Annotated in this window: 21 protein-coding genes and 3 pseudogenes; 10 read left to right on the top strand and 14 right to left on the bottom strand. The window is 57.7% G+C overall.

All coding sequences use genetic code 11. The features are described from left to right. The 9 genes from ffh to rpmE all read left to right on the top strand — a co-directional run. Positions 1–1,436, top strand: a 1,436-nt coding sequence (gene ffh, locus Q1B15_RS06140) for a signal recognition particle protein (RefSeq protein ID WP_299751660.1), incomplete at its 5' end; no start/stop codon positions are given. Positions 1,437–1,442: 6 nt separating this feature from the next. Then, positions 1,443–1,967, top strand: a complete 525-nt coding sequence (locus Q1B15_RS06135; RefSeq protein ID WP_299751657.1) for a GNAT family N-acetyltransferase — start codon at positions 1,443–1,445, stop codon at positions 1,965–1,967. Continuing rightward, entirely contained in the window at positions 1,964–2,377 is a 414-nt protein-coding gene (locus Q1B15_RS06130; RefSeq protein ID WP_299751653.1) for a GNAT family N-acetyltransferase, read from the top strand. The genes Q1B15_RS06135 and Q1B15_RS06130 overlap by 4 nt, the downstream gene beginning before the upstream one ends. 40 nt (positions 2,378–2,417) lie before the next feature. Further along, positions 2,418–2,714 carry a chorismate mutase gene (locus Q1B15_RS06125; RefSeq protein ID WP_299751650.1) on the top strand — a complete coding sequence of 99 codons (297 nt, stop codon included), beginning with the start codon at positions 2,418–2,420 and terminating at the stop codon, positions 2,712–2,714. 19 nt (positions 2,715–2,733) lie between these two features. After that, the gene (gene rpsP, locus Q1B15_RS06120) at positions 2,734–3,141 is read left to right on the top strand and encodes a 30S ribosomal protein S16 (RefSeq protein ID WP_299751647.1); all 408 of its coding nucleotides are present in this window, start codon (positions 2,734–2,736) and stop codon (positions 3,139–3,141) included. Between the two features lie 26 nt (positions 3,142–3,167). Further along, positions 3,168–3,674, top strand: coding sequence for a ribosome maturation factor RimM (gene rimM / locus Q1B15_RS06115; protein ID WP_299751644.1), 507 nt, complete (start codon positions 3,168–3,170; stop codon positions 3,672–3,674). Next, a complete protein-coding gene (trmD, locus tag Q1B15_RS06110) occupies positions 3,671–4,492 on the top strand; it encodes a tRNA (guanosine(37)-N1)-methyltransferase TrmD (RefSeq protein WP_299751641.1) in 822 nt (273 codons plus the stop codon). The genes rimM and trmD overlap by 4 nt, the downstream gene beginning before the upstream one ends. 217 nt (positions 4,493–4,709) lie before the next feature. Next, positions 4,710–5,087: a 50S ribosomal protein L19 gene (gene rplS, locus Q1B15_RS06105; protein WP_299751638.1), complete on the top strand. Its 378-nt coding sequence runs from the start codon at positions 4,710–4,712 to the stop codon at positions 5,085–5,087. A 12-nt stretch (positions 5,088–5,099) separates the two neighbouring features. After that, the gene (rpmE, locus tag Q1B15_RS06100; RefSeq protein WP_299751635.1) at positions 5,100–5,321 is read left to right on the top strand and encodes a 50S ribosomal protein L31; all 222 of its coding nucleotides are present in this window, start codon (positions 5,100–5,102) and stop codon (positions 5,319–5,321) included. Between the two features lie 78 nt (positions 5,322–5,399). On the opposite strand, the gene Q1B15_RS06095 is transcribed toward rpmE, so the two are convergent. The 7 genes and pseudogenes from Q1B15_RS06095 to Q1B15_RS06065 all read right to left on the bottom strand — a co-directional run bounded on the left by Q1B15_RS06095 (position 5,400) and on the right by Q1B15_RS06065 (position 9,173). Beyond that, positions 5,400–5,912, bottom strand: coding sequence for an alpha/beta hydrolase (locus tag Q1B15_RS06095; protein WP_299751633.1), 513 nt, complete (start codon positions 5,910–5,912; stop codon positions 5,400–5,402). Positions 5,913–5,955: 43 nt separating this feature from the next. Next, a pseudogene (locus Q1B15_RS06090) lies at positions 5,956–6,172 on the bottom strand (SMC-Scp complex subunit ScpB); the annotation flags it as partial. A gap of 5 nt (positions 6,173–6,177) precedes the next feature. Beyond that, positions 6,178–6,582, bottom strand: coding sequence for a type II toxin-antitoxin system VapC family toxin (locus tag Q1B15_RS06085; protein ID WP_299751630.1), 405 nt, complete (start codon positions 6,580–6,582; stop codon positions 6,178–6,180). Next, positions 6,579–6,821: pseudogene (locus Q1B15_RS06080) on the bottom strand (type II toxin-antitoxin system Phd/YefM family antitoxin). The gene Q1B15_RS06085 and the pseudogene Q1B15_RS06080 overlap by 4 nt, the downstream one beginning before the upstream one ends. 59 nt (positions 6,822–6,880) lie before the next feature. Next, a pseudogene (locus tag Q1B15_RS06075) lies at positions 6,881–7,006 on the bottom strand (DUF1403 family protein); the annotation flags it as partial. A gap of 370 nt (positions 7,007–7,376) precedes the next feature. Further along, the gene (locus Q1B15_RS06070) at positions 7,377–7,730 is read right to left on the bottom strand and encodes a winged helix-turn-helix domain-containing protein (RefSeq protein WP_299751627.1); all 354 of its coding nucleotides are present in this window, start codon (positions 7,728–7,730) and stop codon (positions 7,377–7,379) included. A 411-nt stretch (positions 7,731–8,141) separates the two neighbouring features. After that, a complete protein-coding gene (locus tag Q1B15_RS06065) occupies positions 8,142–9,173 on the bottom strand; it encodes a M20/M25/M40 family metallo-hydrolase (protein WP_299751624.1) in 1,032 nt (343 codons plus the stop codon). Between the two features lie 141 nt (positions 9,174–9,314). Here Q1B15_RS06065 and Q1B15_RS06060 point away from each other — a divergent pair, with 141 nt between their 5' ends. Beyond that, on the top strand, positions 9,315–10,979 hold the full coding sequence (locus Q1B15_RS06060) for a peptidoglycan-binding protein (protein ID WP_299751621.1): 1,665 nt from the start codon (positions 9,315–9,317) through the stop codon (positions 10,977–10,979). A 40-nt stretch (positions 10,980–11,019) separates the two neighbouring features. On the opposite strand, the gene phaR is transcribed toward Q1B15_RS06060, so the two are convergent. The 7 genes from phaR to Q1B15_RS06025 form a co-directional block, all read right to left on the bottom strand. Then, positions 11,020–11,595, bottom strand: a complete 576-nt coding sequence (phaR, locus tag Q1B15_RS06055; protein ID WP_299751618.1) for a polyhydroxyalkanoate synthesis repressor PhaR — start codon at positions 11,593–11,595, stop codon at positions 11,020–11,022. A 158-nt stretch (positions 11,596–11,753) separates the two neighbouring features. After that, positions 11,754–12,311, bottom strand: coding sequence for a F0F1 ATP synthase subunit B (locus Q1B15_RS06050; RefSeq protein WP_299751615.1), 558 nt, complete (start codon positions 12,309–12,311; stop codon positions 11,754–11,756). 3 nt (positions 12,312–12,314) lie between these two features. After that, on the bottom strand, positions 12,315–12,839 hold the full coding sequence (locus tag Q1B15_RS06045) for a F0F1 ATP synthase subunit B' (protein WP_299751612.1): 525 nt from the start codon (positions 12,837–12,839) through the stop codon (positions 12,315–12,317). A gap of 77 nt (positions 12,840–12,916) precedes the next feature. Further along, positions 12,917–13,153 carry a F0F1 ATP synthase subunit C gene (locus Q1B15_RS06040; RefSeq protein ID WP_093973261.1) on the bottom strand — a complete coding sequence of 79 codons (237 nt, stop codon included), beginning with the start codon at positions 13,151–13,153 and terminating at the stop codon, positions 12,917–12,919. 45 nt (positions 13,154–13,198) lie between these two features. After that, the gene (locus Q1B15_RS06035; protein ID WP_299751604.1) at positions 13,199–13,954 is read right to left on the bottom strand and encodes a F0F1 ATP synthase subunit A; all 756 of its coding nucleotides are present in this window, start codon (positions 13,952–13,954) and stop codon (positions 13,199–13,201) included. Between the two features lie 2 nt (positions 13,955–13,956). After that, positions 13,957–14,298: an AtpZ/AtpI family protein gene (locus Q1B15_RS06030; protein ID WP_299751601.1), complete on the bottom strand. Its 342-nt coding sequence runs from the start codon at positions 14,296–14,298 to the stop codon at positions 13,957–13,959. A gap of 138 nt (positions 14,299–14,436) precedes the next feature. Then, positions 14,437–14,775, bottom strand: coding sequence for a DMT family transporter (locus tag Q1B15_RS06025; protein WP_299751663.1), 339 nt, complete (start codon positions 14,773–14,775; stop codon positions 14,437–14,439). Positions 14,776–14,855: the final 80 nt, after the last annotated feature.

The raw sequence follows: 14,855 nt of genomic DNA, 5'->3' as shown, positions 1-14,855 counted from the left end.
ATGACGACGTCAAGACCGCCCTGCGCGAAGTCCGCGTGGCATTGCTCGAGGCTGACGTATCCCTGCCAGTAGCCCGCGATTTCATCAAGGCGGTGCAGGAAAAGGCGACCGGCCAGGCCGTCACCAAATCGGTCACCCCCGGCCAACAGGTCGTCAAGATCGTCCACGACGAACTTATCCATGTCCTGAAGGGCGATGAAGACCCCGGCGCGCTTAAGATCGACAACCCACCTGCCCCGATCTTGATGGTCGGCCTGCAGGGGTCTGGTAAAACGACAACCACCGCCAAACTTGCCAAACGTTTGAAAGACCGCGAAGGCAAACGCGTCCTTATGGCCTCGCTCGACACCAACCGTCCGGCGGCGATGGAGCAACTTGCGATCCTTGGCGTGCAGATCGGCGTCGACACCCTGCCGATCGTTAAAGGCGAAGACCCGGTCGCCATCGCCAAGCGCGCGAAAACCCAAGCCAGCCTTGGCGGCTACGACGTCTACATGCTCGACACCGCCGGCCGCCTGCACATCGACGAAGAACTGATTGCGCAAGCCGCCGCGGTGCGCGACGTTGCCAATCCCCGCGAAACGCTCCTCGTGGTCGACGGTCTTACCGGTCAGGACGCGGTCAACGTCGCGACAGAATTTGACGACAAAATCGGCGTCACCGGCGTCGTTCTGACCCGCATGGATGGCGATGGTCGCGGTGGTGCGGCACTTTCGATGCGCGCCGTCACCGGCAAACCGATCCGCTTTGTCGGCCTTGGCGAAAAGATGGACGCCATTGAAACGTTTGAGCCCGACCGCATCGCGGGCCGCATCCTCGGCATGGGCGACATCGTGGCTCTCGTCGAAAAGGCACAGGAAACCATCGAGGCCGAACAGGCCGAGCGCATGATGAAGCGCTTCCAGAAGGGTCAGTTCAACATGAACGACCTGCGCAGTCAGCTTGAGCAGATGCTCAAAATGGGCGGCATGCAAGGCATTATGGGCATGATGCCCGGTATGGGAAAAATGAAGAACCAGATGGCCGACGCGGGCATGGACGACAAAGTCCTCAAACGTCAGGTCGCTCTCATTCAGTCCATGACCAAGAAAGAACGCGCCAATCCAGGCCTTCTTCAAGCCAGTCGCAAGAAACGCATCGCGGCAGGTGCAGGCTTGGAGGTTTCCGACCTCAACAAGCTTCTGAAAATGCATCGCCAGATGGCGGATATGATGAAGAAGATGGGGAAAATGGGCAAAAAGGGCATGATGCGCCAAATGGGCAGCATGCTTGGCGGCAAAGGCGGCATGCCCCCCGGTGGCATGCCAAGCCAGGCCGAGATGGACGCAGCGCAGGCACAAATGGGCAAAATGGGCAAAATGGGCGGCGGCTTCCCCGGTATGGGCGGTGGCGCGGCCCTGCCCCCCGGGCTGTCTGGGTTTGGTAAGAAAAAGTAATCCCAAATGACCGTTGCATTTCATATCCCCGAGATCGAGACCGATCGTCTCCGCCTGAGGCTTCCGAAAGCCTCGGATCTCGCTGCGCATATCGCATTTCGTACGTCTGAGCGCAGCAAAGGCGTCGGTGGGCCCTTTGACGCGCAATCAAGTTTCCAAAGCCTCGAAGCGATCATCGGCCAATGGCACCTTCGCGGCTACGGTCGCTGGATGGTCGCCGACAAGGTAACCGACGAGCCCTACGGCGTCGTCGGCATTTATCATCCGATGGACTGGCCCGAAGCCGAAATCGGTTGGTCCCTTTATGAAGCCGGTGAGGGCAAAGGCATCGCCCATGAGGCTGCAACCGCAACGCGCGAATTCGCCTACACGGCTTTGGGCTGGTCCCGCATCGTCAGCCTGATCATGCCTGACAATGTGCGCTCGATCCGACTGGCCAAGCGCATGAACTGCCGCAAAACGGAGGCTTTCACGCATCCGGAATTTGGCGCGCTCGATATCTGGGTCCACGCTACGCGGGAGGCCGCATGAGCACCGTCGCCATCCCAGCCCTCGAAACTGATCGCCTGATCTTGCGGGCCCCGCAGATGAGCGATGGTGATATATTTGCGGACGTCCTCAAAAGCGCGCGTTCAAGGTGTGTCGGCGGCCCTGGCGGCGCATGGTTCCCGCCAACATGGCCGGAGCCTGACTTCGGCTGGCTCCTTTATGACGGCGCGCACGACGGCCAAGGCTATGGCACAAAAGTCATGGCCGCATTGCGTGACTTTACCTGGGATCACGTTGGCCTCTCAACCTGTGGTGCCTACATTGCCAACGACAATCTCGCGTCAGCGGCTGTCGCAACGCGTCTCGGTGGAAGCATCGACGAAGATGCGCGGTGGTCAGAAACGGACGATCCCATCGACGCCTGGCGCTTTTACCCGAAGGGCAAGGCATAATGTGCACTACCTTCACAATCGCCGCCTCAGGAGCACGCCCATGACCGACGCCGTATCCCGCGCAGCCGAGCTTCTGGCCGGCCACCGCGACAGCATCGACCGCCTCGACGCCATCCTTGTCTACACCCTTGCCGAACGGTTCAAGCAGACACAGGCCGTCGGTCGCCTGAAAGCAGAACATGACCTCCCGCCCAGTGACATGGCGCGCGAGGCCAACCAGATCGAACGCCTTGAATGGCTCTCGAAAGAAGCGGATTTGGACCCCCAATTCGCAAAGAAATTCCTGGCCTTCATCATCCAGGAAGTCATCCAGCACCATAATCAACACCAGAAATAACTCTTAAAGGATCAACGACATGGCTATGAAAATTCGCCTCGCCCGCGGTGGCTCCAAGAAGCGTCCTCACTACGCAATCGTTGCGGCCGACAGCCGCATGCCACGCGATGGCCGCTTCATCGAGAAGCTCGGCACTTACAACCCGCTTCTCGCCAAAGACAACGAAGAGCGCGTGAAAATGAACATTGAACGCGTTCAGTACTGGCTCGACCAGGGCGCGCAGCCAAGCGACCGTATCGCACGCATGCTTGAAGCTGCTGGCGTTCGCGAAAAGACCGAGCGTAACAACCCGAACAAAGCTGTTCCGGGCAAGAAAGCTGCTGAGCGCGCAGAAGAAAAAGCTGCAAAAGCTGCTGCTCCTGCAGCAGAAGCGCCTGTTGAAGACGCAGCCCCAGCCGAAGAAGCAGTTGAAGAGGTAGCGGAGTAATCCGCGCCTTTTCAATGGTTTAAAACATGTCGGATCGGGTTTGCGTCGGCGCTATTGCCGGCTCATTTGGTGTGAAGGGCGAGGTGCGGCTGAAAAGCTTTTGCGCCGAGCCCGACGCCATCTCCACCTATGGGCCGCTCACGTCGGAAGACGGGGCGACATCTTGGGAGGTGCGCATTACGCGTTCGGTTAAAAATGGCTTTGCCGCACGCCTGACCGGCGTCGCCACGAAAGACGCTGCAGACGCTCTTCGGGGCGTGCAGCTTTTTGCGCCACGCGACCGTCTGCCTGACCTGGTCGATGACGAGTACTATTATACTGACCTGATTGGCTTGATCGTGCTTGATACCGGCGGCACCGAAATAGGCCGGGTGAAGGCCGTTCTGAACCACGGCGCGGGTGATCTTCTTGAAATCTCGGGAATGGGACTGAAGCAACCGGTCCTCTTGCCGTTCACCGAAGCCGCCGTCCCAACCGTTGACATGAAGGCGGGCCGCATCATCGCTGACCCGCCCGATGGGTTGTTCGAATGAGCACTACGCCGTCGAAGTCGCATGGCCGTCTCAAAATCAGCGCAACTGTGACGCCGCGCGACCTTATGAGTGACCGTCCGGACCTTGTCGGAGCGTGGACCGCCAAAATAATCACGCTTTTCCCTGAAACCTTTCCCGGTACCCTTGGCGCCTCTGTGACCGGGAAAGCGTTGCAAGAAGGCTTGTGGAAGCTGGACACCATCGACCTGCGTCTCTTTGGTGAAGGCAAACACCGCAACGTTGACGACACCCCATCGGGCGGCGGCGCCGGCATGGTTCTGCGCCCCGACATCATGGGCCGCGCGATCCGTTTCGCCCAAAAGAACGCCTCTTCAGACCGCGCACGTTGGCCGCTTGTCTACCTGTCGCCACGCGGGAAGCCTTTCGATCAGGCAGATGCTGAACGCTTCGCCGCAGCCGATGGCATCACCATGATCTGTGGTCGATTTGAAGGCCTCGACCAACGCGTGATCGACCATTTTGACATCGAAGAAGTATCCTTGGGGGACTTTGTTCTGACTGGCGGCGAAATCGCGGCACAGGCGATGATCGACGCTACAATTCGTCTTCGCCCCGGCATTTTAGGGAACGCCGCCTCCGCTGAAGAAGAGAGCTTTTCCGAAGGCCTCCTCGAACACCCGCAGTACACTCGCCCCGCCGATTGGGAGGGGCACGCGATCCCTGATGTCCTGACCTCGGGTGACCATGGCAAGGTTGCGCAATGGCGCAAAAAGCAGGCAGAGCGGATCACCAAAGACCGCCGCCCTGACCTGTGGCGCGCTTACACCGATAAATCTGACCGTGACGCCAAGAAATAAAGGGGCCACACGCGATTGGAGGTTCTGGGTTTTTGCTTGATCCAAACCCACTACACCCTTATACGGCGCTAGTTCGCGGGCTGAATCACCCGCACATAAGCAAAGATGACCTGAACCCTTCGGCGGTCGCCACGTGCGGTCCGACAAACCCCGAAGCTCTGAGGCGCCAAACCATCTCTTGGGATAAACCCGAGGTCATACAAAAGGAGCGTTTCAGATGAACCTGATCGCACAATTGGAAGCCGAGCAAGTCGCCGCACTTGCTGCTGATCTTCCAGACTTCAAAGCGGGTGATACACTCCGCGTTGGTTACAAAGTGACAGAAGGCACGCGCTCGCGCGTGCAGAACTACGAAGGCGTATGCATCAGCCGTAAGAACGGCAAAGGCATCGCGGGTTCGTTCACTGTCCGCAAGATTTCATTCGGTGAGGGCGTGGAACGTGTGTTCCCGCTGCATTCGACCAACATCGACAGCATCACCGTTGTGCGCCGTGGCCGTGTCCGCCGCGCCAAGCTGTACTATCTCCGTGCACGTCGTGGCAAATCTGCCCGTATCGCGGAAGATTCCAACTACAAACCCAAAACGAACGCGTAAGGAGGGACTACCATGAGAAAAGACATTCATCCCGACTACCACCCCATCGAAGTCAAAATGACGAACGGTGACATGTTGCAGATGCGCTCGACCTGGGGCTCCGAAGGAGCCACGCTTTCGCTGGATATCGATCCATCGGTGCACCCGGCTTGGAACGGCGGTTCATCGCGTCTTCTCGACACCGGTGGCCGCGTGTCAAAGTTCAAAAAGAAATACGAAGGTCTCGGCTTCTAAGCCAGATCACCTTTCGGACTATGAAAAGCCGCTCCATTCGGGGCGGCTTTTTCGTTCCGGCATGCTTTCACGTCCGATTCAGCGCCGAAGAAATTCCAGAAATCCATCGACCATAATCTGCCATGCGGGCTCGTCTAGCAGTGGATAGTGATTGCGGCTTTCCAAAATCATAAGTTCTGCATTCGCAATACCACGCGCAATTTTCATCCCTTCGCTCAACGGATGCACCGCGTCTTCGCGGCAATGCATCACCAACGTTGGTACGTCGATCTGGTCCAATAGAGGCCCCACCGAGTGACCGTTGAAAAAGCTGCGGCCTGCGATCTCATTCTCGACAGGACAAGACGCCTGCACGTTCTGTGCAAGTCGGCGGAGCTTGTTTTGCGACGCAGTCGGGAAATATACGGCCATGTAGCCCGACATAAATGCGCTATCGGGCGTGGTCCAACCTTCGGTCGCCATCTTCAAAATTACATCACCGCCGTCGGGCGCGGTACCTGCGCGGACACTTCTGCCTTCCGCATAGCTGCCAAGAGTGGCCAGTTTCGAAACGCGTTCAGGAAAGCGCGCCGCGCATTCCACCGCAATCATTCCGCCGCTGGACCTTCCAAATATGGGAAATTTCTCTGCGTAAAATCCAGCCGCCTTTAACCTTGGTGACCTCGAAGGACCGGCCTTCAAGATCAGCGGCGAGGTCTTCGATCAGCAGATCGACAGACGCACCTGCCAACAACACGGCCCAAGTCTTCGCGCGCCACCGGCGATGCGCTCGCAAACAACACCGCCTCAATCCGCCGCGTCCACTCACGCCAGCGCAAGTCTGGTGGCAGGTCGTCCAGTTCGCGATCCAAGTCGTTTAAAACGGATTGAGAATTCGCGCTCCACTCGGCTCGAAGTCAGCAACATTCCTTGTGACAACCTGCGCATTTCTGGCCAAGGCTTGGGCCGCAATCATCAAATCGGCCCCCGGATGACCGAGCTTTTCTGAAAGCTCTCCCCAAAGACGCGCGTCCTGCGCTGTGAACTCCAGTATTCGGTCCGCGAACAGCGTCATCGTTCGATCAAGCCAGCGCCTAAGGTCAAGTGCAAAGTCCGGATTGTGCGGTTCCTGTAGGCGAATGCCGCGCTCAATCTCACCAAGAGTAATAACGCTTAAATAAAGATCCGCCTCCGCCTGATTGGCAAGCCAGATAGCCACATTAGGGCTTCGATCCGCACGCCGCACGGCCGAAATGGTATTGGTGTCCAAGATATAGGTCAAAATTCAACATCTCGCGGAACCGCCTCAGCGCGGGAAACGTCAACATCGGGAAAGGCAAGAACGTGGTCAATAAACCGTCCACGGTTCTATTGCGCATCTCTCACGAGACGATGATAGTCATCAGCAGAAAGCACCACGACCGCGGGCTTACCGCGGCGCGTCACTTCTTGAGGATGCCCCGCTAGTGCGGCGTCGACGACCGCACTAAAGCGGTTCTTCGCGTCTTGAAGAGTCAACACTGGTTTACCCCTTTTATAGCTAGCCTCTTAGCTAGCTGTTATATGGTTATTTGTCAGGCTCAAACTCCATAAAACCGGAAGGCGTCACGCCCAGTCAACTCGTCAACGGCGTCAAGCTCAACCAACCGGTCGCAAAACCTCCGCGCCCCAGCCGATCTGGCGAGCGGTTGAAATGCCGGCTGAACTTGGCAACGGCATGAAGATAGGATCGTTGTGTGGCCGGCGAAAGGTTGCGAAGCGTCATATCGTCGATCATACGGCGGCGCAGCGGGCTTACCGCTGGTGTGGCATCAGCCGTGGGATGGTCTCCTGATTAAAGGTTGGTCTCAGTAACCAAACCTTCCCATCAGGAGGCCATTCCCGCCAATAGTGACGCCCATCCCACGTCAGCGAGTTCGTTCAATCCCCTCGATTCAGTTTTTTAGGACGGCGCTCTAAACTGCGAAGGAACCATCGTCAACATTACAGTATCCTGGCAAAGCTGTTCAAAGAAGGCGCGTTCGGTTTCCTCCGCCCAATCCAACTCAAGGTGTGTGGGATGGTGAGCCACGCGCATCAATGGCGGTCCGGACCAGAAACCGCAAACGCGATTTTCACCCCATCTTCAACAGTCGCATAACGCACCTTTGGCGGCGTTAGTCCCTCAGCGATCTTGGTACGCCCGTCCTCTTCACCAGATACGTCAGCCACAAACTGAAACCCCCGCCGCGGCAACGTCCGAATGATGCCTTGTCTGGTCCCGTCGTCTCCAACAGCACGCCGCGCCGCTGAAACACGCGCGCTGATTGCAGAATCCGACACAATACCCCCACCCCAAACCGCTTCGATCAGGTCGTCGCGCGTCAGAACAGCACCCGGTTTGCGTACAAGCGTAAGCAGCAGGTCAAAAACCTGAGGCGCGACGGGCACCGCCACGCATCAGCGAAAAGGCTTCGCTATCCAGAACGCAGTCAGAAAATTGATACTTCATCAGAAAACTAGACCGCCTCAGACCTGCGTTCACAAGAGTTTTGAGCGGATTGGTGGCAATCACAAGAACACCACAAGACAATCACAAGGTGTTCTTCAAGCGCGGTGCTTGGCGTCTTGGCAGGGTGATCCTCAATAGAAAAGGACCCTTGGATATGATGCCCCCGATGGACACACGCCTGCTGAACCGGCCACAAATCCGGCCGGAAGCAACCGCGATGACTAAACCTCAAGGTGGCAAATCAGCCTGGTTGAAGGGACCCGTGTATGCCTTGAAACGGCGCACCAAATTTCCGGCCACCCTCTTCCAAGCCAATGTGAAGTCACCCTGTGTATAAGGCAGCGCTACGCCTACCGCGACTTCAAGAACGCGACCAGAATATCCAAAGCCGCTTTCAAATCCGTGCGATCCACCATCTCGGTTACGGTATGGATATACCGCGTGCCCACGACAATTCCGATCGCGCGCGCACCCGCTGCCGACTGCTGAGCCGCAGCGCCGTCCTGACCGCCAGACCGCAACATCGTGCGCTGATAAGGGATTTTCTTCTTCTCGGCGAGCGCTGCCACCTCAGCCACCAAAGCCTTGTCTGCAATGAACGACCCATCGCGAATGTGCAGACCAAAGCCCTGCCCCTGCACTGTTGTGCGGTCCTGCTCGGGTACACCCGGCGTGTCACATGACAACGTCGTATCAATGCCGATGCCGATGTCCGGCTTCACCGCATAGGACGCTGTCCGCGCCCCGCGCAAACCAACTTCTTCTTGCGTCGTAAACACCACGTGGATCTCGGCCTTGGTCTTGGCCTTGCCAAGCCCCCGCGCCGCCTCGATCCCAAGCCAGCACGCAACCCGGTTGTCCAACGCCTTGGACACAAGCTTCTCGCCCATCTCCAGAAACGGCTCGTCCATGACAACCATATCACCGACCTTCACCCTATCCTTCGCAGCCTCACCCAATCCGGTATCAACGTAAAATTCGTGCGGCTCGGGGATGCGCTTTTTGTCCGCAGCCGAAGCAATATGCACCGGACGCCCCGCCGGGTTCATCACAGCCTTCAATTCGCCGTCATCCGTGCAAACCAGAACGCGCCGCGAAAACAGGTTGCGCGGATCAAATCCACCAACAGGCTGGAGGTACAAAAACCCCTTGTCCGAGATGTGGCTGACCAGAAACCCGATCTCATCCATATGACACAAAAGCATGATCCGCTCAGGGTCCGTACCCTTACCGTTGCGCACACAATGCAGCGATCCCATGGCGTCGACACGCACCTCGTCAAACAGACCTTCGACCTCGCCAAGGATCAACTCTCGCACTCGCTCCTCGTTGCCCGGCACTCCGGGGGTCTCGCAAAGATTTTTCAACAGCTCGATATTCATAACGCCAACCTTTCAATCCAAGTTGACCGCATAATGAAGCCGTAGCCCAAGGGTTCAAGCAGGAAGTCGCTCAAGCGCAAGTCAATTGCCGGGCAATCGTGTTCGCCGTAGGGTAGGATCGACAAAGGGAGGATTATGAGTATGCGACATCTGTTTTTCGCCACGGCCATTACCCTGGCCTCAACCGCGCCCGTCTGGGCCGACGGCGCCGCTTTAATGATCGGAAACGAGGACTATGCCGGGTTGAATGATCTTCGACGCGGAGACGAGGTGACAGGCCCGGCTTCCGCTTTCGAACGCCAAGGCTTCGAAGTTTTCAGTGTCCGTGACGCCGAAGGTCGTGATCTTGTCGAGGCGCTTTCTGCTTTCGAGGCAGCTGCCTCGGATTCGGATCGCCTTCTCGTCGTGCTGGCCGGTCGCTTTGCTCACTCTGCAACCGACACGTACTTTCTGCCCACAGATGCGCGTCCGGGCGCGCTCACCGACGTTGCGGCGACTGCCATCCCGCTTAGCCAGATACTGGCCATCCTCGCTGAAACTCCGGGTCAGGCCATCCTTGCTTTGGCCAACAGCGATGTCGACGGCAACTTTGGGCCACTCCTTCAAATAGGTATCGGCGATCTTGACCTGCCGCAGGGCATCACCCTTCTGACCGGAGCCCCCCGCCCCTTGGCGCAATCGGTCCAGCGCTTAGCACGCCCAGGCGAGAACCTTGCGAACTTGCGCAACAGCCGCAGTGTCCAGATTGGTGGTTTTGTCATGGACGGACAGGTGTTTGTGGCGGATCTTCGCGAACCCGCGGTCGCCGCCCAGGCCCCCACACCGACGACAACCGACCGCAGCGCCGATCTTCTGGCATGGCGATTGGCTGACCGTATCGACACCATCGAAGCCTACGAGGGCTATATCGACAGCTTCCCCGGCGGCCAGTTCACGGCAATGGCAACCGGGCGTATCGAGGCAATGACAGACACGCCCGAAGCCCGCGCTGAGCGCACTGAACAAGCCCTCGAGCTTAACCGTGACCAGCGTCGGGAAATTCAGCGTGATTTGACGCTTCTGAACTTTAACACCCGCGGCATCGACGGCATCTTCGGTCGGGGTACCCGCGCTGCCATATCATCGTGGCAGACGGCAAACAGCACCGACGTCACGGGCTTTCTAAGCACCGACCAGATTACCCGCCTCGACGCCCAGGCCGAGCGTCGCGCCGCCGAACTTGAAGCCGAAGCCGAACGCCGCCGCGAGGACCGCCTCGCGCAGGACCTCGCCTTTTGGGAGGAAACCGGCGCCCGTGATGACGAACCGGGCTTACGGGCCTATCTGACCCGCTTCCCCGACGGCGACTTCGCTGAAGTGGCCCGGACCCGGCTTGAAACCATTGAACGCCGAAAACGCGCCGAGACAAACACGCGGGACCGGCAGCTTTGGGACGAAGCCCGCATCCAGGACACCGAGCAATCCTACCGCGACTATCTTGCCATCGCACCACAGGGCGCGTTTCGCCAGGAAGCCGAAGATCGTATCGCCGAACTGACCCGCGCCTCACAACAAACCGGGCGCCAACGTCAGGCAATACAGGAAGAGAACGCCTTGAACCTGACCCCGAACACACGGCGCGCGATCGAAAGCCGTCTGGATCGTTTGGGACTAAAGCCAGGAAAGGTTGATGGGACCTTTGACGACGACACCCGCCGTGCGATCCGCCGTTATCAGTCCGCCAGAAATCTGGATGAAACCGGATACCTGAACGAAGCTTTCGTCGTTCAGATCCTCGCGGATTCGGTGCGCTCGATCTTTAGGTAAGCATTGGGGATGGCAGCGCCCTTCCAGGGCCTGCCTCCCCCTATTTCTTCGGCTTTCCCATCTTCATAAGCTGCGCCTGCATTTCGGCCAGCTGCGCGCGGATCACATCCAACTCAGCTGGCGGCTCTTCGTCGCCTGCCTTGTCTGAAGCATCATCGTCGCCGTCCTTCGCGGGCCAACCCGGCCCCCTAAAACCACCAATGGTCATTGCTTTCACAAAGGCCTCTTGCTGTGCTTTCATCGCATCGAAACCAGGCATGGCCGTCATAGGCGACGCAATGCTCTCCATGACCTTCGACTGGCCATCACGTAGCATATCAAAACTCATCGCCAGGAACTGTGGCACAACCGAATTGGCTTGCGACGTATACGAGCGCACCAAATCCGTAAGCACATCCAAAGGAAGCACATTGTCGCCTCGGCTCTCATGCTCTGCGATAATCTGCAAAAGATACTGACGTGTCAGATCATCCCCGGATTTCAGGTCCACTATCTGAACTTCGCGGCCCTCCCGAATGAAGCCCGCTATATCTTCAAGCGTCACATAATCGGACGATTCGGTGTTATACAGGCGTCGACTCGCGTAGCGCTTGATCAAAAGCGGTGTTCCGGACATGTCGTCCTCCTCATAGGCTCGCTGCAGTACAGACTACCCCCAAGTGCGGGAAAAGCAAAGGAAATGCGCGAAAGCCTTCGCAGGTGCCGCATTTACTCGCTAAAACTGAAAAGCCCGACCAAAAGGCCGGGCTTGTTCAATTCTGTGACGTGCCATCGTCAGTGAAGCTTGGCAGCAACCGTGCTGATGGCCTCCTCAACCAGTGCATCGGCCCGGGCAGCCTTCATATCGCGCGCAATAACCTCGGATGCCGTCCCAATCGCGATGCGGACAGCTTCGTCGCGAACCTGGCGGACGGCCGATGCTTCGGCAGACGCTATTTGGTCCTCCGCAGCACGAAGACGTCGCTCGATGGATTTCTCCAGATCAAGTTTTGCCTGCGCCGCGATTTCCGTCGCGCTTTCCTTAGCGGCCACAACGATGCGGTCCGCCTGCTCCTGCACATCGCGTTGTTTGCGTTCAAAGCTGGCAAGCAGCGTCTGTGCTTCTTCACGAAGCGCTCGCGCCTCATCAATCTCGGACTGGATACCCTCGGCGCGTTTGTCGAGAAGCCCCGTCAGCATCGACGGCACTTTGAAGTAAAACAGCACGCCGACGAAAAGAATGAACGAGACGACAACAATGAAGTCGGTATTGGCTAGGCTGAAAAACGGACCCTTCGCCGCAAATGCAGGGGACGCCGCGACCAGAGCGATCAGTGTGATGATCCGTTGCATGGCTTACCCCTTCACTCGTGCATCAACAGCCGCTGCAATCGCAGCGCTATCAACGTTGACACCCATCGCGGCCACAACGGCCTCGGCAGCGTCTATCGCAACTTCGCGAACCGCGGCTGTGGCTCCGACGCGAATTTCGTCGATCCGAGCTTCGCCTTCCGAGGCACGCGCCGCAATCTCAGCGTCAGCCTTTGCAATGGCTGCGTCGATTTCGACCTGAACTTCGGCTTTCGTCTCGGCACCAATGCGACCGGCCTCTGACCGTGCATCGGCCAACGCCTTGTCATAAGCAGCTTCGGCTTCAGCAGCCTTCTGCTTCAGCTCTTCGGCAGCACCAATATCGTTTGTTATCGTCCCCTGCCGTTCAGCAAGAACCGATGCAATCCTTGGCAATGCCACGCGGGACAGCACCATATAGATGACCACCAACGTGACCACGAGCCAGAAAATCTGGTTCGGGAACGTCGAGAAATCGAGTTGCGGCATACCGGGAGCGGACTCGGCGGCGCCTGATGTTTCTGTCGCCATAGCGACCTCCTCAAACCTTTGTCAGACAACGGGGCCCGCGTCAGCGGACACCCGGCGTGTAAGGATCGCGAGGTGTCTTATACAGCAAACATAAGCAGAAGCGCGACGAGGAACGAGAAGATCCCCAGAGCTTCAGCAAACGCGATGCCGATGAAGAGCGTTGCGGTCTGACCCGCAGCGGCAGATGGGTTACGCAGTGCGCCGGCGAGGAAGTTGCCAGCAACGTGGCCCACACCGATAGCAGCTGCACCAGACCCGATAGCGGCAAGGCCGGCACCGATGAATTGACCCATTTGAGCGATATTGCCTTCCATTAGACTGTCTCCTTACGATGGAATTGGCTGAATTAAGAACTGACCTTAGTGATGCGGATGCAAAGCGTCTTTCAGGTAGACACAGGTCAGAATGGTAAAGACGTAGGCTTGGATTGCGGACACCAGAACCTCAAGACCGTAGATCGCGACCACACCGAAGATGGCGATCGGCGCGACGGCAGCGACTTGTGCGAAGCCTGCGAACACTTTCAGAACCGCGTGACCGGCCATCATGTTGCCAGCAAGACGGATAGAATGGCTGACGGGCCGCACGAAGTAAGAAATCAGCTCGATCAGAGCAAGGACCGGCCTCAGCGCCAAAGGCGCCGAGCTGACCCAGAAAAGACTAAGGAACGAGGCACCGTTCTTGACAAAGCCCAAAATCGTGACCGCCAAGAATACCGCCACCGCCAGAATGGCCGTGACTGCGATGTGGCTGGTCGTGGTAAAGCTCATCGGGATCAGCCCGAGGAAGTTCGAAAACAGAATGAACAGGAACAGCGTCATGATGTAAGGGAAGTACTTCAGGCCATCTTTGCCCGTGACATCCTCAACCATCTTATAAACGAAACCGTAGCTAAGCTCGGCGAGCGACTGTACGCGGCTTGGCACAACTGCGCGGCCGCGCGTGCCAAGGATCATCAAAGCGGCAATTGCCAGAACAGCAGCTGCCATCCAGAACGTTGCATTGGTCACTGTGTACCACGCAACCGGATCGCCTATGTCACCAAACATTGGTTTGATAATGAACTGATCCATCGGGTGGAATTCAAGACCGCCGCCTTTAGCTTCTTCTGCCACGTTCAGTCCCTCTTCGCCTTGTCCTGCGCGTCATCCGCTGCAGGATTGCTGTTCATTTCATTGGCTGTGCGCATCATCGTCTGAATGCCAGCCGCAAATCCTAAAAGCGTGAATATCACTAAGAGGAACGGGGACGTTCCAAAAGCGGCATCCAGCCCGTATCCCATGCCAAAGCCGATCCCCAGCCCTGCAACCAGTTCGATCACCATCCGCCAGGCGTGCTGCGCCTGAGAATAATGCTCGTCCGCGTGGGGCTTTGGTGCATTCGCGGCGCGCTTATCTGCCAGCTTACGCTCCAAGGCGTCAAGCCGGGCCTTGTGATCGTTCTGATCTGTCTCGGCCACGGGCCATGCCCCCATGAGAAGTTGCGCAGGAACTACGTGAGAGACCTTTCCGAGTCAATGGCGGGCAAACCCCATCTATCATCATGAAATAAAACATTTTTACCGACTTGGTGCCACATGTCGCACCCCACATGACGTTCAACCAATTGGTTGAGCTTTGCGCCCGATACGAAAAAGCCGCCCGTCGACACAAAGCAATCCGAAAAAGATCACAACCATCCCAATCACCTGCACGGACAGCAACGCTTCCGAAAGAAAAACAACGCCCAGCAAGATCGACGAAATCGGCGCGATCAAGGTGATCATTGACGCCGTTGCCCCGCCGACACGAGGAATAAGCCAGAACAAAGTGATGAACGCCGCCGAAGTCAAAACAAACCCGATTGCAGACAAACTCGCCCAGGTTTCGGGCCGTGTAATGACCGGCATGCCTTCAAGACCAGGCGCCAACGGTGCAAGGATCAGCGTGCCAAGCATCACGATGATGGACCACTAGCAATACGCCAGTCTGCTTGTCCTGGAAATCGCACCCCTGACCCTATCGCCAAAAACCAATC

This window comes from uncultured Boseongicola sp., assembly GCF_937988555.1.
Lineage (GTDB): Bacteria > Pseudomonadota > Alphaproteobacteria > Rhodobacterales > Rhodobacteraceae > Boseongicola.
This window is presented reverse-complemented; position numbering and strand designations above follow the sequence as displayed.